Raw genomic sequence first — 17,979 nt, 5'->3', positions numbered from 1 at the left:
CAATTGCACCCCCCATAAAACAAGACCCGCAGAACGCGGGCCATGTGAGATGATAACGGGATACTGGGGCGAAATCAGGGCGCGTCATCCTCGAACAAGGTGCCATCCTCATCTGCGTCATCCATATCGAAGGGAAGACCACCCTCCTCCTCCTCTGGGGCTTCTGCGCCCTCCTCGGACAGGTTCAAGCCGCGCGGGCGATTGTCGAGCAGCCCCGCATCGCGCAATTCCTTCACGCCCGGCAAATCACGGGCAGATTCCAAACCGAAATGATCCAAAAACGCAGGCGTTACCACGAATGTGACAGGCCGGCCCGGCGTCATCTTGCGGCGGCCAAATTTGATCCATTCCATTTCAATCAATTGATCAATCGTGCCCCGATTGACCGACACGCCGCGGATTTCTTCAATCTCGGCGCGCGTCACAGGTTGATGGTATGCCACGATTGCCAAGGTTTCGATTGCCGCGCGCGACAGTTTCCGTGTCTCGACCGTTTCGCGGCTCATCAGAAAGCCCAGATCAGCACTGGTGCGCATCGCCCATGCATCCCCCACTTTGACCACATTCACACCGCGCCCCTCATAGCGGCGGCGCAGCAGTTGCAAGGCTTCAGCAGGATCACAGCCATGCGGAAGGCGTGCTTCCATCTCGCGGATTGAGACAGGCTCGGCACTGGCAAAAAGCAAGGCCTCAATCATGCGCTCCTGTTCCGCCAAAGGGGGCGCTTGAAACAGGCTCTTCTCAGGCGTGCTTGAGGGTGCTTCAGCAGGTGTTTCGGGGGAAGTTTTAGGTGTATCCGCCACGCCGCTCATCTTTCATCATCCCTTCGCTTCACTTCAATTGGCGCGAATGTTTCCGCTTGGCGAATGACCAATTTTCCCGCCTTTACCAATTCCAAACTCGCCGCAAATGTGGCCGCGGTGGCAGAGCGGCGTTTTTTCGGATCCATGCCCCACCCATCGGGCAGATAGGTCAAGATATCCGTCCACTCGCCCGCATATCCGATCAGGCCGCGCATCCGCTCTAGGGCTTTCTCCATTGTAAAAACGCTATCGCGATCCATGACAAAGGGGCGAAAATCATCACGGGTTCTTATCCGCGCATAACCTTGCATTAAATCAAGAAGGTTTGCGGTATATTTGACCTTACGTGCATGGGTAACGGCCTCCGGAATGCCACGCACGAAACGATCCCGTCCCAAACGATCCCGCGCCATCAACTTGGCCGCGCATTCGCGCATGGCGCTTAATCGCTCCAATTGGAAGGCCAAATGCGCCGCCAATTCTTCGCCTGACGGGCCCTCTTCTTCGGGATCAGTCGGCAATAAGAGCCGCGATTTGAGATAGGCCAACCACGCGGCCATAACCAAGTAATCCGCTGCCAATTCAATCCGTAATGTGCGCGCTTCTTCCACGAAGGCCAAATATTGCTCGGCCAATCGCAAAACCGATATTTTGCGCAAATCCACCTTTTGCGTGCGCGACAATGTCAGCAATAGGTCAAGCGGCCCTTCAAACCCATCGACATCGACAACCAACGCCTCGGCCGCGCGGCGTTCGGCCACGCTATCCCATTCACCGGGATCGGCGAGAAGATTGTCATTTGCCGCCTCAGGGGGCAGCGCAGGTGTATCGCTCATATTGGGCCTTTTTCGCTTAGGCTGCGAAGTTCGGCATCTATCGCGTATAAGTCAAGCGATGTCGCGGATTTGCACGCCAAAAGTGCCGCCTGCGCGCGTTTTGCCGCGATCCCATCCAACTGACCAGAATGGGCAACGACCTCCTCCATTTCGGGCAGCTTGCCATTGCAATGCAAAATGACATCACAGCCCGCCGCGCGGGCCTGTGTGCTGCGTTCTGCCAAACTGCCGCCAAGCGCCCCCATCGAGATATCATCGGTCATCATCAACCCTTGATACCCAATATCCTCGCGGATCATCCGCATCAGAACAGGGGACAGGGTTGCAGGCAGGTCGGGGTCAAGTGCCTCATATATGATATGCGCGCTCATCCCCATTGGCAGATCAATCAGGGGCCGAAAGGCCGCGAAATCAACCGCCTCCAATTCACTGAGCGCAGCACTGACGCGGGGGCAGCTTAGATGGCTATCTACCTGACCAAGCCCATATCCGGGCAGATGTTTCAAAATCGGGGCCACGCCCGCATCCATCAACCCTTGGGCATAGGCACGGGCAAAGGTTGCAACTGTATCAGGCTCAAACCCGTAAAGGCGATTTTTTAACACCGCATGAGTTTCAGGCCGCGCGACATCCGCCAAAGGCGCGCAATTAACGTCAAACCCCACGGCGCGCATCTCAAGCCCAATATAGGCCGCGCGCAAATATAAGGCGCGCGCAGCCGAGTGCGGGTCACGGCCTGCGATCATATCAAGGGGCGGTGTCCAGTGCCGCCAATGCGGTGGCCCCATGCGCTGCACACGCCCGCCCTCTTGGTCAATCAAAATGGGCGCATCCCACCCAACACAATCGCGCAAGCTATCGGTTAAGGCCCGCAGTTGGTCAGGGTTATCGATGTTGCGCGCAAAAAGAATAAATCCCCAAGGGTTGGCCGCGCGAAAAAACTGCGCCTCACCCGCCGACAAACTTAGGCCCTGGAGGCCAAGGATTGTGGCAGAATAAGGGATAGACATAGCCCTGCCCCCTCACCGAATGGTCGCAGGGATGCAGGCCTGACCCAATGCCAAGAGCGCCGTGCAAAAACGGCGTGCATCATCCACCCCGTCAAACCCCGCGACACGCAGACGGAAGAATTCCTGACCGCCCGAACTGGCCGCCATAATCACGCGACCACGCCCTTCGAAAAAGCCATCATATTGCGCCGCAAGCCGATCCCACTCACGCCGCGCCGCATCGGGGCTGTCAAAGGCGCCAAGCTGCACAACCATGTCCCCCGCGGCAAGGGTTGAAGGATCAATTTCAATGGCGTCATCACGGCTAGCATCAATGGGCACCTGCGCAAGGCTCGGATCCATCGTAAAGGGTCGCGGCGTTGGAATAAGTGATACAGCCACGCCCACGACAGAGGCAGGAATTCTGTCGACCTCAGGCGTAAGATCAGGCTGAGGCGCATTAGGGCTCTCCCCCAAAGCCTCTGCTAAAAGCGCGGTGATCAAATCTTCGGTCGCCTGCGGCACATCCGCGACAGGCGGCGCAGGTGGCCCGATCAAGTCAAAACTGTCAGGCGCGATAATGTCCAATTCAGGCGCGGCTTGGGGCATTTCAGCCTCAGGCGTCACCAAAAGGGTCACATCCTCAATCAAATCAACAGGCGGCGGCGCAAGGATGATTTGCGCTGCTGCAGGCCCCGCCTCACGCCCTGCGGCGATCTCATTCACGGCAAGGCCCATGTGATCTGCCTCAACCCCGCCCGGATCATCCGGCGGCACGCGAAACGGCTCGGATGGTGCGGCAATCACGGGCACACCAAGGGTCTGCCGTTTCAGCGCCTCATATCCCCAATACGCCCCAAGCGCCACCATGGCGACCGACATCAGCCCCATGACCCCAAGACCGAGCTTGCGCACAGACTGCGTGCGTTCGACCTCGGCATGGCTCGCGGTGATCTGATCGGCGGAGGCCTGAAGGTCGGGCATGGCTGTGGCGTTGAGAGGATCCCACCCCGCTTGCGGCATCTGTGGCGCGCGCGCGGATGGGGGATCAAATCTTTGCGGCGGGTTGGCAAAAAGACGCGATGGATCAACCGCCATCCCCCCGACAGAGCGTCTGGCCTGCGCAGAGTTCGCTATGCGCTGAAACGGTCTTTGCGCGGGAGGTTCTTTTTCATAAGCCGCCATGCCTGCCCTTTTCCGCCGTGATGCCCTTTGTTTTATGGGCTTATGTCACGGAACTATCCTGCTCTGCCTCTGGCCTGCGGAGGGTGAAGACGTTTCTCGCCTTACATTTTATCCGCAGGTGCTACCCCTAAGATACCAAGACCGTTGGAAATAACAACGGCTACTGCATCAATAAGGGCCAATTTTGCCGAAGTCGTTGCCAAATCATCTTCTTGCAAAAAGCGCAGATGGGGTGCGGCATTGCCCTTATTCCACAGAGCGTGGAATTCAGCGGCCAGATCATAGAGGAAAAACGCAATGCGATGCGGCTCGTGCGATTGTGCCGCGATCTCGACCACACGCGGCCATTCCGCGAGTTTCGCCACAAGCGCGAATTCAGCAGGATCGTTGATCGCGTCCAGATTTTTGTGATCTATCGCGATGCCCAATTCACCCGCCTTGCGCAGCACCGATTGAATGCGGGCATGGGCGTATTGGACATAGAACACGGGGTTATCTTTGGATTGCTCTAATACCTTGTCGATATCAAAATCCAAAGGCGCATCGTTCTTGCGGGTCAGCATGATAAAGCGCGTGACATCGCGCCCGACCGCCTCGACCACATCGGACAGCATGACGAACGTGCCTGCGCGTTTTGACATCTTAAACGGCTCGCCGCCTTTGAAGAGGCGCACCAATTGCGTCAGCTTAATATCAAGCGGCACCTTGTTTTCAGACAGCGCCGCCACGGCGGCCTTCATCCGTTTGACATAGCCCCCATGATCGGCGCCAAAGACGTCAATCAATTCATCATAGCCACGGGTGACCTTGTCATAATGATAGGCGATGTCAGGGGCAAAATATGTCCATGCGCCATCCGATTTCATAATCGGGCGATCCACATCATCGCCATGCTCGGTGGATTTGAACAAGGTTTGTTCGCGCGGCTCCCAATCCTCTGGGGTTTTGCCCTTTGGTGGCTCTAACACACCGCGATAAATCAGGCCCTTACCCTTAAGGTCTTCAATCGCGGCTTCAATCCGCCCCGTGCCGTAGAGGGATTTTTCACTAAAGAAGTGATCCATTTTCACGCCAAGACTGTCGAGATCAGCCTCGATCAGCTGCATCATGGCCGCGATGGCGAACTCACGCACGGGGGCAAGCCATTCCCCCTCGGGGCGACCAAGATATGCATCCCCAACTTCGGATTTCAGGGCCTGACCCACCTCGATCAGGTAATCGCCTGGATAGGTGCCATCCTCAAAGGACACAGCCTGACCATGCGCCTCGAGATAGCGCAAATACACAGAACGCGCCAAAACATCGACCTGCGCCCCGCCATCATTGATGTAATATTCGCGCGTAACGTCATATCCTGCGTAATCCAACAGGCCGGCCAAAGCATCGCCAAAGACCGCGCCGCGCGTATGGCCCACATGCAAGGGCCCTGTCGGGTTGGCCGACACATATTCGATATTCACCTTGCGCCCCTGCCCGATATTGACGCGGCCATAGGCACCGCGCGCCTGCGCAATGCCGCGCAGCATCTCGCGCCATGTCTGCGCGGAAAGGCGAAGGTTCAGAAAGCCTGGCCCCGCCACATCGGCGGTCTCAATCCGCGGGTCGGCCATCAGGATCGGGGCCAATGCATCGGCGATATCACGTGGCTTTAGCCCTGCTGGTTTTGCCAGAACCATGGCCGCATTCGTTGCCATATCGCCATGGGCCGCATCGCGCGGGGGTTCAACCGCGACATTGGAGAAATCAAGCCCTGCGGGCAACGTGCCTGCGGCCTCCATCTGACCCAAAGCGCCAATCACCAAGGCGCGAATATCGGCAAAAAGCATCATGTTTTATCATCCTGATTGTCTTGAGCCCTGCTCTATCAGGTTGCAGAGCGAGGTCAATGCCACAAGGCCTCTTAGAAGACGCCCCGCAGACCCAAATCACGGTTGAAGATCCGCCGATGGGTTTGCAGTGCGAACCGATCCGTCATGCCCGCGATATAATCGCAAACCAACCGCGCAAGCGTGGTGTCATCTTGCGTTGCGCGCACTTCGGCCTGCCATTGGCGGGGCAGTTGGTCAGGGTGGGCCATCATATGCGGGAATAAATCATTCACGACATCCATGACGATTGCGCGTGTCTCGACCACGCGCGGGGCACGATACATGCGGGCGAACAAAAACGCGCGCACCTCTTTGAGATCAGCAAAAACCTGATCCGAAAACCGCACCATTGCGCGCCCCGCGTGGCGGATATCTTGCGGCGACGCAGGGTCAAGCGCGCCAAGGGCTGTGGTGGCATAGGCAATCACATCCTCAACCAATACCCCGAAAAAGCGGCGCAACGCCTCGTGCCTGCGGCGGGTTGGGTCAATATCGGGATAGGCCCTATCCACCTCGCCAAAACACTGCCCCACAAGGGGCAGCGCCATAATATCAGCCACCTCAAATAGCCCCGCCCTTAGCCCGTCATGCAGATCGTGGTGATTATAGGCGATATCATCCGCAATCGCGGCAATCTGCGCCTCAAGGCTGGCATAGGTGGTCAATTCTAGATCATGGCGCGCGTTATATTCGGCCAAGGCCCAAGGATATGGGGCGGCCAAGGGCCCATTATGTTTCGCAATCCCCTCAAGGCTTTCCCATGTCAAGTTTAGCCCGTCAAAATCCGCATAATGGCGCTCGAGATTGGTGACGATGCGAATGGCCTGCGCATTATGATCGAACCCACCATAGGGCGCCATCAAATCGCAAAGCGCATCCTCGCCCGTATGGCCAAAGGGCGTGTGGCCCAGATCATGGGCCAGCGCAATCGCCTCGGTCAAATCCTCGTTCGCCCCAAGGGCGCGGGCAATCGTGCGGGCCACTTGCGCGACCTCGATCGAATGGGTCAGACGGGTGCGAAAATAATCGCCCTCATGCTCGACAAAAACTTGAGTCTTATGCTTGAGGCGGCGAAAACTAGAGGCATGGATGATGCGGTCGCGGTCGCGCTGAAAGCAAGACCTGTGCCCACTTTCCGCCTCGGGGTAGAACCTGCCGCGACTGTCGCTCGGAGTGCAGGCATAGTTTGCGCTCATGATCCCCATCCTTGCCGTTTCAATTTGGCGGTCTTATATTGGAAAACACACTGTTCTAACAGCCCGCAATCACAGCAAATTTTGCCCAAACGAGATGGCGATGGATTTGAACCTACCTCCCAAAGTAACCCCCCGCGCCTTTGCGCGTCTGGCCGAGATTAACGCAGATACACCTGCCCCGAAGGCGCTACGCGTGGCAGTTGAAGGGGGCGGGTGTTCTGGCTTTCAATATGATATTCGGCTTGATGATCCCGCCGAGGGTGATCTGATCTTGGAGGATGCAGGCCAAAAGGTTGTGGTTGATGAAACCTCGCTGCCGTTTTTGGCCAATGCCGTGATTGATTTTTCCGAAGAATTAATTGGCGCGCGCTTTGTGATTGATAATCCAAATGCCGCGTCATCCTGCGGCTGTGGGATTAGCTTTTCTCTTTAACCCATTGATTAAAAAGGCCTGCGCTTATGAAAATAGCCACATTTAATATCAATGGGATCAAAGCGCGCATAGATGCCCTGCCGCAATGGTTGGATGAGGCGGCCCCTGACGTGGCGCTATTGCAAGAGATCAAATCGGTTGACGACGCCTTCCCCCGCGAGATTTTCGAGGAGCGGGGTTATAACGTGGAAACCCATGGTCAAAAAAGTTTCAACGGCGTGGCCATTTTGTCAAAATATCCGCTCGAAGATGTGATCCGCGGCCTGCCCGGTGACGCGGAGGATGAGCAGGCACGTTGGATTGAGGCCACAGTGGTCGGTCAAAAGGCGCTGCGGATTTGCGGGCTTTATCTACCCAATGGCAATCCCTGCCCTGGCCCGAAATATGAGTACAAATTGGCGTGGATGGCGCGGATGCAGGCGCGTGTTACCGAACTTTTAACGGAAGAAACCCCCGTTTTGTTTGCAGGGGATTACAATATCATCCCCCAAGACGAAGATGCCGCCCGCCCCGATGCATGGCGCGAAGATGCATTGGCGCGTCAAACCAGCCGCGAGGCGTTTCGCAAAATCGTGAACCTTGGCCTGACAGATGCGTTTCGTGCACGGGTGCAAGGTGGCGACAATTATTCGTTCTGGGATTACCAAGCGGGGGCGTGGAACCGCAATGATGGGATCCGCATTGATCACATTTTGCTGTGCCCCTACGCGGCTGATCTTTTGCAAGATGTTGGAATAGATCGTGAAATCCGCGCGCGTGAAAAACCATCAGATCACGTGCCTGTTTGGGTTGAACTGGCCGCCTGATTTCCAGCGCCCCGCGATTTAGCCTATTCGCGGCATTTGCCCCCCCAATTTGGTCGAATTTAAGCACCTCTGCCGCCATTTGGCGGTCTAGGTTTGGTGCAAGGTAAGGATCATCTCAACGGGAGGTATGGATGTCTGAAACAGCGCGGGTCGTGATTATCGGGGGTGGTGTTGTGGGGGCATCCGTTCTCTACCACCTCGCCAAAGCGGGTTGGACAGATAGCCTTTTGATCGAACGGTCTGAACTGACCTCGGGCAGCACATGGCACGCAGCGGGCGGGTGCCACACCATCAACGGTGATCCAAATGTCGCCAAGCTTCAGAAATACACGATTGATCTTTATAAAGAAATTGAAGAACTGTCAGGTCAGGCCACAGGCTTTCACATGACAGGTGGGGTGATGTTGGCCTCCACGCCTGAGCGGTTTGATTGGTTGAAATCCATCTCTGCCAAAGGGCGCTATCAGGGTATTGAAGCCGAAGTAATCACCCCCGAAGAGGCGCATGAGCTGATGCCGCTTCTGGATCCGCGGCAGTTTACGGGCGCTTTGCGCACCGTTGTAGATGGCCATCTTGACCCTTCTGGTGTGACCTATGCCTATGCCAAATCCGCCAAAATTCTTGGGGCCAGCTATCAGACACACCGCATGGTGACGGGCATCATGCGTGGGCGCGATGGTGGTTGGATCGTTCAAACCGACAAGGGCGATATCGCCTGCGAGCATGTGGTGAATGCAGGCGGGCTTTGGGCGCGCGAAGTGGGGCGCATGGTGGGCCTTGAACTGCCCATCTTGGCGATGGAGCATATGTATCTCATCACCGAAGACATGCCCGAAGTGGCCGAGATCAACGCAAAAACGGGCCGCGAAGTGATCCATGCGGTCGATTTCGATGGCGAGCTGTATTTGCGCCAAGAACGTGGCGGGATGCTTATGGGCACCTATGAGAAGGCCTGTGTTCCATGGTCGACCCGCAACACGCCGTGGGAATTCGGGCATGAACTGCTACAACCCGATATTGACCGCATCGCGCCAAGCCTTGAGGTGGGGTTTGAACATTTCCCCGCCTTTGCGAATGCGGGCATCAAACAAATCATCAATGGCCCCTTCACCTTTGCCCCCGATGGAAACCCGTTGATCGGGCCTATTCGCGGACTTGAGGGGATGTGGTCAGCCTGCGGGGTTATGGCGGGCTTCAGCCAAGGCGGCGGTGTCGGTCTGGCGCTGGCCAATTGGATCACCCAAGGGGATCCTGGCTTTGACGTGTGGGCGATGGATGTTGCGCGCTATGGCGATTGGACGACCCTCAGCTACACCAACCCGAAAGTGCAAGAAAACTATTCGCGGCGGTTCTCCATCAAATTCCCGAACGAGGAATTGCAGGCCGCCCGCCCCCATAAGACCACGCCAATTTATGATCGCATGGTCAGGCTTGGCGCGCAGATGGGTGAATCTTGGGGACTTGAAGTGCCGCTTTGGTTTGCGCCCGAAGGTGTGCGGGATCAATTTTCATGGCGGCGCTCAAGTGATTTTGACCATGTTGGGGCCGAGGCGCGCAACCTGCGCGAGGCTGCGGGCCTGTTGGAAATCTCGGGCTATTCGAAATTTCGGATCGCGGGCGCGGATGCAGGCGCGTTTCTTGACCGCGTTTTGACCTGTGCCCTGCCCAAACCCGGTCGGATGACGTTGGCACCGATGTTGAAGGAAAATGGCAAGCTGCAAGGTGATCTCACCTGCGCCTGCGTAGATCCTGAGACTTATATGCTGTTTGGCTCTGGCATGGCTGAAAATTTCTATGCCCGTTGGTTCGAGGCCCAAAAATTGAGCACCGAAGACATCACCATTGAAGTGATCGGTTTAGGCCTTTGCGGGCTGCATATTGCAGGGCCAAAAGCGCGGGACATACTTGCGCAAATTGCCCCTGATATGGCGAAGATGCGCTTTATGGATTTTGCGAAAATGGATGTGTCCATGGCCCCCGCCTATGTCGGGCGGGTCAGCTTTACGGGGGATTTGGGATATGAGATTTGGATGCGCCCAGAATTCCAGCGCCAAATTTTTGAGGCCTTGTTGCGCGTTGGGGCGGATCACGGGCTGCGTCCTATCGGTCTGCGGGCGCTCAATTCTTTGCGTTTGGAAAAGAACTTTGGCGGATGGGCGCGCGAATATCGCCCCGTCTATGGCCCGCTTGAGGCCCGTCTTGATCGGTTTGTGGCTTATAACAAACCCGCTGATTTTATCGGCAAAGCCGCAGCCTTGGCCGAGCGGGAGACGGGCGGAGCTTTACGCCTAATGAGTTTCGCAATTGACGCACATGATGCCGATGTGATCGGGGATGAGCCAATTGATTTTCAGGGGAAAACCATCGGTTGGGTTACATCAGGCGGCTATGCCCATGCCAGCGCGACATCGGTTGCGATGGGATATGTGCCGAAGGAATATGCCGATCAGGCGGATGGCTTCACCATCGAGGTTTTGGGCCATTCCCTAAAGGTCACGCCCCTGCCCCAGCCCCTGTTTGACCCAGAGGCCAAGGTGATGCGCGCGCCTTAATCGGCGCGCCCTCCCTGCTCTGCGGTTAATGACGGGGAGGGTCTATCAGCCTATCGTTAAAACAGGCTTAACGGCTCAGCGATAGGCATGCAGGCGACCATCTGCGCTGACCACATAAAGCGTATCATTGACAACGATGGGTTGGCTTGCTGCCCCGCCGCGCAGGGTAAGGCTGCCATCAAGTGCGGCACCTGTTTCAGGGTCAAAACGCAGAATTTCCCCATCGCCCGTGGCCAAGATCAAATGACCACCTGCCAAAATCGGCCCGTAATAGGTAAACACGGCCTTGCGGCGGCGCTCGCGGCGGGCCTCGTAAAGGGGCAATTCGGTTTCCCAAATCATCTCACCAGTCGCTTGATCAAGACGGATCAACGCACTGCGGTCAGATACGAAAAACACGGAATTTCCTGCAACGATCAGACCCGAATAGGCCCCTTCTGTCGCTGTCCAAAGACGCGCGCCTGATCCCGCATCGATCGAGACAACGCGGCCAGACAGATTGCCCGCATAAAGCCTGCCCCCCACCACAACGGGGTCAGAGGTGATATCGTTGATATAATTATAAGCCACACCGATCCGCTCACCCGCGATGGCACCCGACCAAACCCGCACGCCCGATTGGCGCAGCACGCCTGTCAACTCGCCCGAGCCAAAGGGAAACACGACCAAGCGCGAGGTCAGCGCAGGGGATGGGCTGCCTGACAAGACTGCAGCGGCCCCAGTTGCGGGGATTTCCCACCGCACACGCCCCGTGGCCGCATCCACGGCATAGGCCTGATCATCACGGCCCGTCACATAAACAACGCCGCCCGCCACGGTTGGTGCGCCAAGCGTTGCCCCAAGACGTTGACGCCATGAAATAGCACCGCTTGCGGCATCAATGGCCAGCAATTCACCATATCCGGTGGTTGCAAAAATCTGATCCCCTGCGGCGCCAATCCCGCCGCCAAAGACACCGCCATCGCGTTCGCTTGCAGGGGTCAAATCAGTGCGCCAAATCACGGCTCCCTCGGGCGAGGTCGCCTGAAGCCCTGCATCACTATCAAGCGTAACAATCGCGCCATTTGTGAAAATCGGGTCAGCGGTCAGTCGGGTGCGTCTGCCATTACCTTGGCCAATATCCGTTGACCACAACAGGCTTGCTGATTGCGAGAACCCAAGCGCAGGGATCGCATTCGCGGCATTCGCACCGCGCAATGGCCAATCCGTCAAACGTTGCGCCGTTGGTTGCGTGAAAGGCACGAGGGCCGCATCCGTCGCCTCAGCGGTGGCATCCACCCCTTCCTCGCTTGGCAGGGTTTGCGCCAAAGGCACGCGTGTCCCGAACCGTTCACCTTGCAAGATCGGCTCGCGCTCACAACCCGTCAAAAGGGCGAAAGCGATGAGGCTGACACCGCAGAGCCGCGCCACAGGTTTTGCGTAAGAAACGGTATTGTGCATGAAACCTGTCCCTTTATTCAGATGACGCGCTTTGGCCCGTGATCGTAGCGCCACTTTGCAGCGCGAAAATCAACGCGCTGATCCGCTGACGCTGTGACAGGGTCACAACGGATTGCTCAGACAAGGCCTCAAGTGCTGCAATCGCCCCCTCTTTATCGCCCGCCTTTAACAGTTCTAGCGCCTGCATTTCACGCGCGATGCCTGCGAAAGGCGCACCATCCTCGGCCAAACGCGCCAATGTTGCATCGACCAATCCCTGATCCGCCAAGGGGGCAAGGATATGGGCGCGCAACAGGGCCAGATCGCGATAACGCGGCAAGAGATTGGGTGCATCTGCAATCGCGCGCAACGCCGCTGCAGCGGCCACCAGGTCGCTTTCGCTGAGGTCTGAGGCACGTATGAAAGCCAATAGCACCTCTTGATTGCTGCGGCTTGGAGTGATCTCAGCGAGGGCCGCAGCGCGGGCCTCGGCATCGGGCAGATCAAGGGCGGCGATCACCGCGTCCCCAAAATCACGCGCCGCTGCAAGATCGCGATTTGTGCTGATCTCGCGATAGGTCGCGGCCCCGACCAATGCGACAACAGCCAAAACGCCAATCCAGCCCCACCTTTTGAGCGCGCGAAACAGCTGATCGCGGCGCAATTCTTCGGTGACTTCATCAATGAAACTGTCGCTTTGGCTCATGCTGTGCCGTTCTCTCTTTGAAATCAAAACCCACGTGCTTCACTTAACGCGAAGCACAGAGCTTTGCCAAGTGCAACCGCGCCCAAACGGCGTATTCGCAACAGATGGTCAAATTCTGTCACAAAATAAAAACTAAACCATTCCGTTCATTCTTGCGGACGTAGGTATAAAAGACTAATCTAAACTCAACAGTTCACTCGTATGAGACAGAAAGCGTTACCCAGCCAAACGCAGAACACAAAAGATCAGCGGGCGTGATCAAATCATATATCCGCCCCGAAAAGAGGTTATTTAATGCGCATTTTTCCAGTCATCACGGCCCTTTTGGTCTGCGCGGCGCTTTATGTGCTGATTTTTCAGCGCGATGCCTTGATGGGGCGCGACAGTGAAAGCCCTGCGGCGGCTGAGGCCGCGCAAATGGACAGCGGCACATTTGGGGATGCGATGCGCGTAGTGATTTTGCCAAGCCACGCTGAGGTGATTTCCGATGCCGTGCGCCTGCGCGGGCGATCCGAAGCCGCGCGCTTTGTTGAGATTCGCGCAGAAACCTCGGGTCGGATTATTTCAGACCCGATCAAGGCGGGCCAATCCGTGACCGCAGGTGATATTCTGTGCCAAATCGATGAAGGCACCCGCGCCGCAGCCCTAGCCGAGGCTGAGGCCGCGCGCAGCACCGCTGAGGCGCAACTTGCAGCCGCGCAAATTGACGCCAATGCCGCAACCCGCTTGAGTGAGAGCGGTTTTGCCTCTGAAACACGCGCGGCCAGCGCCGCAGCCAGCCTTAGCAGTGCAGAAGCCGCCTTGCGCTCGGCTGAGGCGGCCATTGATCGCGCTGCAGAAGAACTGGCCCGGATAGAAATTCGCGCCCCCTTCAACGGGCTGTTGGAAAGCGACACTGCCGAACTGGGCACATTGATGCAGCCGGGCGCATTATGCGCCACGGTGATTGATCTTGATCCCATCAAATTCGTTGGGTTCCTGCCCGAGGCTGAATTGGCGCGTATCAGCATCGGCCAACTGGCGACCACACGGCTGGTGAATGGGCGTGAGGTGGACGGGATTGTGCGATTTGTTGCGCGTTCTGCTGATCCGCAAACCCGCACCTTCCGCGTTGAGATTGAAGCGGAAAACCCCGATCTCAGCATTGGGGATGGCCAAAGTGCCGATATCGCCATTGCCACCGAAGGGACAGCCGCCCATTTGGTGCCAAGTTCTGCGCTGACTTTGGATGATCAGGGTGATTTGGGGCTGCGTGTTGTGGCCGAAGATAATCTTGTTGCCTTTTACCCCGTCACCCTCCTGCGCGACACGCCTGATGGTGCCTTGGTCACAGGGCTGCCTGACCAGGTCGACATCATCATTGTCGGGCAGGAATTTGTCTCACACGGGGGGCAGGTCGTGCCTGTCTCGATCCAGGACATCCCCACAGGCCAAAACGCCACGATTGATGCAGCGCGATCCGCACTTGGAGGGGCACAATGACCGGGATCATCGATTGGGCCGCCGCCCGTGCGCGGATGGTCTTGGCCTTTATCGTTCTGTCGCTGACGGTTGGCGCCGCCGCCTATGTGGGACTGCCCAAAGAGGGTGAACCTGACATTGATATTCCAGGTTTGTTTGTTTCTGTCCCCTTCCCCGGCATTTCCGCCACAGATAGCGAGCGTCAATTGGTGCGTCCGATGGAGGCAGAGTTTCAAGACCTCGATGGCTTGAAATCCATCAACTCCACCGCCGCCGAAGGGTATGCGGGGATCTTTATCGAGTTTGAATTTGGGTGGGATAAATCCGCAACCATTGCCGATGTGCGCGATGCCATGAACCGCGCCGAGACGCAATTCCCACAAGGGGCGGAGAACTATTCCATCAATGAAATCAATTTTTCGGAATTTCCAATCATCATCGTAGCGCTGTCTGGCAACGCGCCCGAGCGCACATTGATCCGCCTTGCGCAGGATTTGCAAACACGGCTTGAGGGGTTGTCGCCTATTCTGGAGGCGGGGATTGCAGGCGCGCGCGATGAGATGTTGGAGGTCTTGATCGACCCGCTCTCGCTAGAGGCCTATAATGTCACGGCGCAGGAATTGATTTCGGCGGTTGTGAACAACAACCAATTGATCGCGGCAGGCGTGGTCGACACCCCAACGGGTGCCTTGTCTGTGCGCATTCCATCCTCGTTTGAAAGCCCGCAGGACGTTTATGATTTACCGGTCAAGGTAAATGGTGATCGCGTTGTGACCTTGGGTGATTTGGCGCAAATTCGCCTCACCTATGAGGATCGCACCGGCGCTGCACGCTTTAACGGCAATCCCACCATTGCGCTTCAGGTCGTCAAGCGCCAAGGGTTTAATATTATCGACACCGCCGAATTGGTGCGCCAAGAAGTGGCCGCCTTCGAGGCGGAATGGCCCGAAGAATTGCGTGCCGCTGTTCATATCACCACCTCCTTGGATCAATCCAACACAGTTGCCTCAATGGTTGGGCAGCTTGAAGGTTCAGTCCTAACCGCAATCGCGCTTGTGATGATCGTTGTTCTGGCCACGCTTGGCACAAGATCGGCGCTTCTTGTGGGCTTTGCAATCCCCACCTCATTCTTATTGTGCTTTATCTTTTTGGGCATCATGGGCATCGCGGTGTCAAATATCGTAATGTTCGGCCTGATCTTGGCTGTAGGGATGCTCGTTGATGGCGCGATTGTTGTGGTCGAATATGCCGACAAACGCCTTGCGGAGGGCGCGCGCCCCATGCAGGCCTATACAGATGCCGCAAAGCGGATGTTCTGGCCCGTTATATCTTCGACCGCGACCACGCTTTGCGCCTTTCTGCCAATGTTATTCTGGCCCGGGGTTCCGGGTGAATTTATGGGGATGCTCCCCGTCACTTTAATCTTTGTTCTGTCCGCCTCTCTGATTGTGGCGCTGGTCTATCTGCCCGTGATGGGGGGCGTTGCCGCCCGTCTGTCGCGCAGCGTGGATCGCTTTGGTGGGCTGTTGATGCGCCTTGTGCCAAGTCGCGCCATTCGAATTGCTCTTGCGGTTGTGGTGGGGTTTGCCCTGTTTCAATCCGCCTTGATGGTTATGCGCGGCGGTGGTGCGGGGCCAGACACCCCCGCCCTTCTTGCAATCCTGCCGGGCGTTTTGGCTTTTTCGGTTACAGGTTTGGTTTTGTCGGTTGTCATGGGCACATTGATCCGCCCGCGCGTGGTAGAACGGGTTGAGGGCGGATATAAGCGCACAAGATTGGGCCTGCTGATAGAGCGTTTGGTGGGCAACCCGGTTGCCCCCGTTTTGACCATTGCCGCGGTTTTGGGCTTTGTTGTCGTGACCTTCAGCTATTACGGGGCCAACAATAACGGCGTGGATTTCTTCGTGGAGACCGAGCCTGAAAACGCAATTGTCTATGTGCGCGCGCGCGGCAATCTGTCGGTCGAAGAAAAAGATGCTTTGGTCGCACAGGTCGAGGCACGGGTGCTTGGCTTTGAGGGCGTGCGCGATGTCTTTGCCTTTTCAGGTGATGGCGGATTGAACAATAACACAGGCGGCGCAAGCGCCCCTGAGGACACAATCGGTCAGGTTCAAATCGACCTCGCCCCTTGGGGAACGCGGGCCGATGGCAATATCATCCTTGATGCGATCCAAGCGGAGTTGGACACCATTCCCGGCATTCATACCGAGATATTCGAGCAGGCCAATGGCCCTGCCAATGGTAAGCCGATTGATCTCGAACTAACAGGCGATGACTGGGTGCAGCTTCAGCAAGCTACCGCAGACGTTCACGCCTATTTCGAGAGCCTCGAGGGGCTGACCCTCATCGAAGATACGCTGCCCCTTCCGGGGATTGATTGGCAGATCAATGTCGATGTCGAGGCCGCAGGCCGCTATGGTGCGAATGTGGCCACAGTGGGCGCTATGGTGCAATTGGTCACGCGCGGGATTTTGCTTGATCGGATGCGCGTGCCTACATCTGATGATGAGATAGAAATCCGCGTGCGTTTTCCAGAAGATGCCCGCGTTCTGTCGACCTTAGACACTTTGCGCGTGCGCACCGCAGATGGATTGGTGCCGCTGTCAAATTTCGTCACATGGGAACCCGTGCGCCGTTTAGCCGAGATCAAACGCCTTGATCAATCGCGCATATTCCAAGTGAAGGCCGATGTTATCTCGGGCCTTATGCGGGTGACGATCGGGGATCGTGACTTGGGATTGCTGCGCAATGCGGCGCCTGAACACGCCAACAGGCCCGCTGAATTCAGCATAGATGGGCGCGACTATGTGCTTCATTCCTTGGCCGAAGGCGTGAGCCGCGCCGAGTTTGACGATGCATTGAACGGCGATGTTACCCTGACGGCTATCACGGCCAATGAACGGATTGCCCATATTACCGCCGCATTAGAAACAGGCACGATTTTGCCCGATGGCGTGAATTGGCAATGGGGCGGCGACCAAGCCGAGCAAGCCGAAAGTCAGGCCTTCTTATCTCAGGCCTTTGCGGCCTCATTGGGCTTGATGTTCATCATCCTGCTGGCGCAGTTCAATTCGTTTTACAATTCGGTTCTGGTGCTTCTGGCGGTTGTCTTGTCGACCGCAGGGGTATTGATCGGGCTTTTGACCATGGGGCAAAGCTTTTCGATCATCATGACGGGCACGGGCATTGTCGCCTTGGCGGGGATTGTGGTGAACAATAACATTGTTCTGATTGACACCTATCAAGAATATAACCGCTATCTGCCCCCGATTGAGGCAATCATCCGCACAGTCGAGGCTCGCATTCGCCCTGTTCTTTTGACCACCATCACGACGATGGCGGGGCTTGCGCCGATGATGCTTGGCATCAGCCTTGATTTTGCAAATGGCGGTTACACCATTGATAGCCCGACTGCCCTGTGGTGGAAAAACCTTGCCACGGCAGTGGTCTTTGGATTGGGCATTGCCACAGTTCTGACCTTGGTCTTCACGCCATCGCTTTTGGCGGTGCGGGTCTGGTGGAATGAAATATTAGGCTGGATTGCGCAGGCCTTGGCGCGCATTGGCGCGGCGCGCTTGTCACAGCGCACCCAAGATTACGCTTTGGCGCGCGCGGCATTGGAAACGGCAAACCCCCTCATCTTGTGGGAGGATGACACAGCCGAAGATCAAAAAACACAACCTGCAGGCCCGACCGTTCACGCCGCACAGTAAAGGCAATCGCGC

13 protein-coding genes are annotated in these 17,979 nt (G+C 56.9%); 5 read left to right on the top strand and 8 right to left on the bottom strand.

The window, feature by feature from the left end:
• Nucleotides 1-74 precede the first annotated feature (74 nt).
• The 6 genes from scpB to AAC622_RS04960 all read right to left on the bottom strand — a co-directional run bounded on the left by scpB (nt 75) and on the right by AAC622_RS04960 (nt 6,877).
• Nucleotides 75-812: an SMC-Scp complex subunit ScpB gene (scpB, locus tag AAC622_RS04985; RefSeq protein ID WP_340260639.1), complete on the bottom strand. Its 738-nt coding sequence runs from the start codon at nt 810-812 to the stop codon at nt 75-77.
• Nucleotides 809-1,639, bottom strand: a complete 831-nt coding sequence (locus tag AAC622_RS04980) for a segregation and condensation protein A (protein ID WP_340260638.1) — start codon at nt 1,637-1,639, stop codon at nt 809-811. Before AAC622_RS04980 ends, scpB begins: the two co-directional genes overlap by 4 nt.
• Nucleotides 1,636-2,649, bottom strand: a complete 1,014-nt coding sequence (locus AAC622_RS04975; RefSeq protein WP_340260637.1) for a glycoside hydrolase family 3 N-terminal domain-containing protein — start codon at nt 2,647-2,649, stop codon at nt 1,636-1,638. Before AAC622_RS04975 ends, AAC622_RS04980 begins: the two co-directional genes overlap by 4 nt.
• Before the next feature lie 12 nt (nt 2,650-2,661).
• A complete protein-coding gene (locus AAC622_RS04970) occupies nt 2,662-3,726 on the bottom strand; it encodes an SPOR domain-containing protein (RefSeq protein WP_340260636.1) in 1,065 nt (354 codons plus the stop codon).
• Nucleotides 3,727-3,914: 188 nt separating this feature from the next.
• Nucleotides 3,915-5,642 (bottom strand): arginine--tRNA ligase, encoded by a 1,728-nt coding sequence (gene argS / locus AAC622_RS04965; protein ID WP_340260635.1) that lies wholly within the window; start codon nt 5,640-5,642, stop codon nt 3,915-3,917.
• A gap of 71 nt (nt 5,643-5,713) precedes the next feature.
• Nucleotides 5,714-6,877: a deoxyguanosinetriphosphate triphosphohydrolase gene (locus AAC622_RS04960; protein WP_340260634.1), complete on the bottom strand. Its 1,164-nt coding sequence runs from the start codon at nt 6,875-6,877 to the stop codon at nt 5,714-5,716.
• 94 nt (nt 6,878-6,971) lie between these two features.
• Between AAC622_RS04960 and AAC622_RS04955 the strand changes: the two genes are divergently transcribed.
• The 3 genes from AAC622_RS04955 (at nt 6,972) to AAC622_RS04945 (ending at nt 10,668) form a co-directional block, all read left to right on the top strand.
• Nucleotides 6,972-7,310, top strand: a complete 339-nt coding sequence (locus tag AAC622_RS04955; protein WP_317655788.1) for a HesB/IscA family protein — start codon at nt 6,972-6,974, stop codon at nt 7,308-7,310.
• 26 nt (nt 7,311-7,336) lie between these two features.
• Nucleotides 7,337-8,116, top strand: coding sequence for an exodeoxyribonuclease III (gene xth / locus AAC622_RS04950; protein WP_340260633.1), 780 nt, complete (start codon nt 7,337-7,339; stop codon nt 8,114-8,116).
• A 131-nt stretch (nt 8,117-8,247) separates the two neighbouring features.
• Nucleotides 8,248-10,668, top strand: a complete 2,421-nt coding sequence (locus AAC622_RS04945) for a GcvT family protein (protein WP_340260632.1) — start codon at nt 8,248-8,250, stop codon at nt 10,666-10,668.
• 75 nt (nt 10,669-10,743) lie between these two features.
• On the opposite strand, the gene AAC622_RS04940 is transcribed toward AAC622_RS04945, so the two are convergent.
• Together AAC622_RS04940 and AAC622_RS04935 are read right to left on the bottom strand one after the other, a co-directional pair.
• Nucleotides 10,744-12,108 carry a PQQ-like beta-propeller repeat protein gene (locus AAC622_RS04940; protein WP_340260630.1) on the bottom strand — a complete coding sequence of 455 codons (1,365 nt, stop codon included), beginning with the start codon at nt 12,106-12,108 and terminating at the stop codon, nt 10,744-10,746.
• Between the two features lie 13 nt (nt 12,109-12,121).
• Nucleotides 12,122-12,793, bottom strand: coding sequence for a hypothetical protein (locus AAC622_RS04935; RefSeq protein ID WP_340260629.1), 672 nt, complete (start codon nt 12,791-12,793; stop codon nt 12,122-12,124).
• Nucleotides 12,794-13,087: 294 nt separating this feature from the next.
• On the opposite strand from AAC622_RS04935, the gene AAC622_RS04930 reads away from it, so the two are divergent.
• A complete protein-coding gene (locus AAC622_RS04930; protein ID WP_340260628.1) occupies nt 13,088-14,275 on the top strand; it encodes an efflux RND transporter periplasmic adaptor subunit in 1,188 nt (395 codons plus the stop codon).
• Nucleotides 14,272-17,967, top strand: coding sequence for an efflux RND transporter permease subunit (locus AAC622_RS04925; protein ID WP_340260626.1), 3,696 nt, complete (start codon nt 14,272-14,274; stop codon nt 17,965-17,967). The genes AAC622_RS04930 and AAC622_RS04925 overlap by 4 nt, the downstream gene beginning before the upstream one ends.
• Nucleotides 17,968-17,979: the final 12 nt, after the last annotated feature.

Origin of the sequence: Roseobacter sp. HKCCA0882, assembly GCF_037805225.1 — a bacterium.
Lineage (GTDB): Bacteria > Pseudomonadota > Alphaproteobacteria > Rhodobacterales > Rhodobacteraceae > M30B80.
Note: the sequence above shows the minus strand (reverse complement) of the source record. Positions and strands in the feature narration are given on the sequence as shown.

Excerpts from the sequence above, each read along its gene's own strand:
- xth (WP_340260633.1), top strand. The coding sequence starts at position 7,337 with ATGAAAATAGCCACATTTAATATCAATGGGATCAAAGCGCGCATAGAT.
- AAC622_RS04960 (WP_340260634.1), bottom strand. The coding sequence starts at position 6,877 with ATGAGCGCAAACTATGCCTGCACTCCGAGCGACAGTCGCGGCAGGTTC.
- scpB (WP_340260639.1), bottom strand. The coding sequence starts at position 812 with ATGAGCGGCGTGGCGGATACACCTAAAACTTCCCCCGAAACACCTGCT.
- AAC622_RS04930 (WP_340260628.1), top strand. The coding sequence starts at position 13,088 with ATGCGCATTTTTCCAGTCATCACGGCCCTTTTGGTCTGCGCGGCGCTT.
- AAC622_RS04955 (WP_317655788.1), top strand. The coding sequence starts at position 6,972 with ATGGCGATGGATTTGAACCTACCTCCCAAAGTAACCCCCCGCGCCTTT.
- AAC622_RS04980 (WP_340260638.1), bottom strand. The coding sequence starts at position 1,639 with ATGAGCGATACACCTGCGCTGCCCCCTGAGGCGGCAAATGACAATCTT.
- AAC622_RS04925 (WP_340260626.1), top strand. The coding sequence starts at position 14,272 with ATGACCGGGATCATCGATTGGGCCGCCGCCCGTGCGCGGATGGTCTTG.
- AAC622_RS04975 (WP_340260637.1), bottom strand. The coding sequence starts at position 2,649 with ATGTCTATCCCTTATTCTGCCACAATCCTTGGCCTCCAGGGCCTAAGT.
- AAC622_RS04945 (WP_340260632.1), top strand. The coding sequence starts at position 8,248 with ATGTCTGAAACAGCGCGGGTCGTGATTATCGGGGGTGGTGTTGTGGGG.
- AAC622_RS04940 (WP_340260630.1), bottom strand. The coding sequence starts at position 12,108 with ATGCACAATACCGTTTCTTACGCAAAACCTGTGGCGCGGCTCTGCGGT.
- AAC622_RS04970 (WP_340260636.1), bottom strand. The coding sequence starts at position 3,726 with ATGGCGGTTGATCCATCGCGTCTTTTTGCCAACCCGCCGCAAAGATTT.
- AAC622_RS04935 (WP_340260629.1), bottom strand. The coding sequence starts at position 12,793 with ATGAGCCAAAGCGACAGTTTCATTGATGAAGTCACCGAAGAATTGCGC.
- argS (WP_340260635.1), bottom strand. The coding sequence starts at position 5,642 with ATGATGCTTTTTGCCGATATTCGCGCCTTGGTGATTGGCGCTTTGGGT.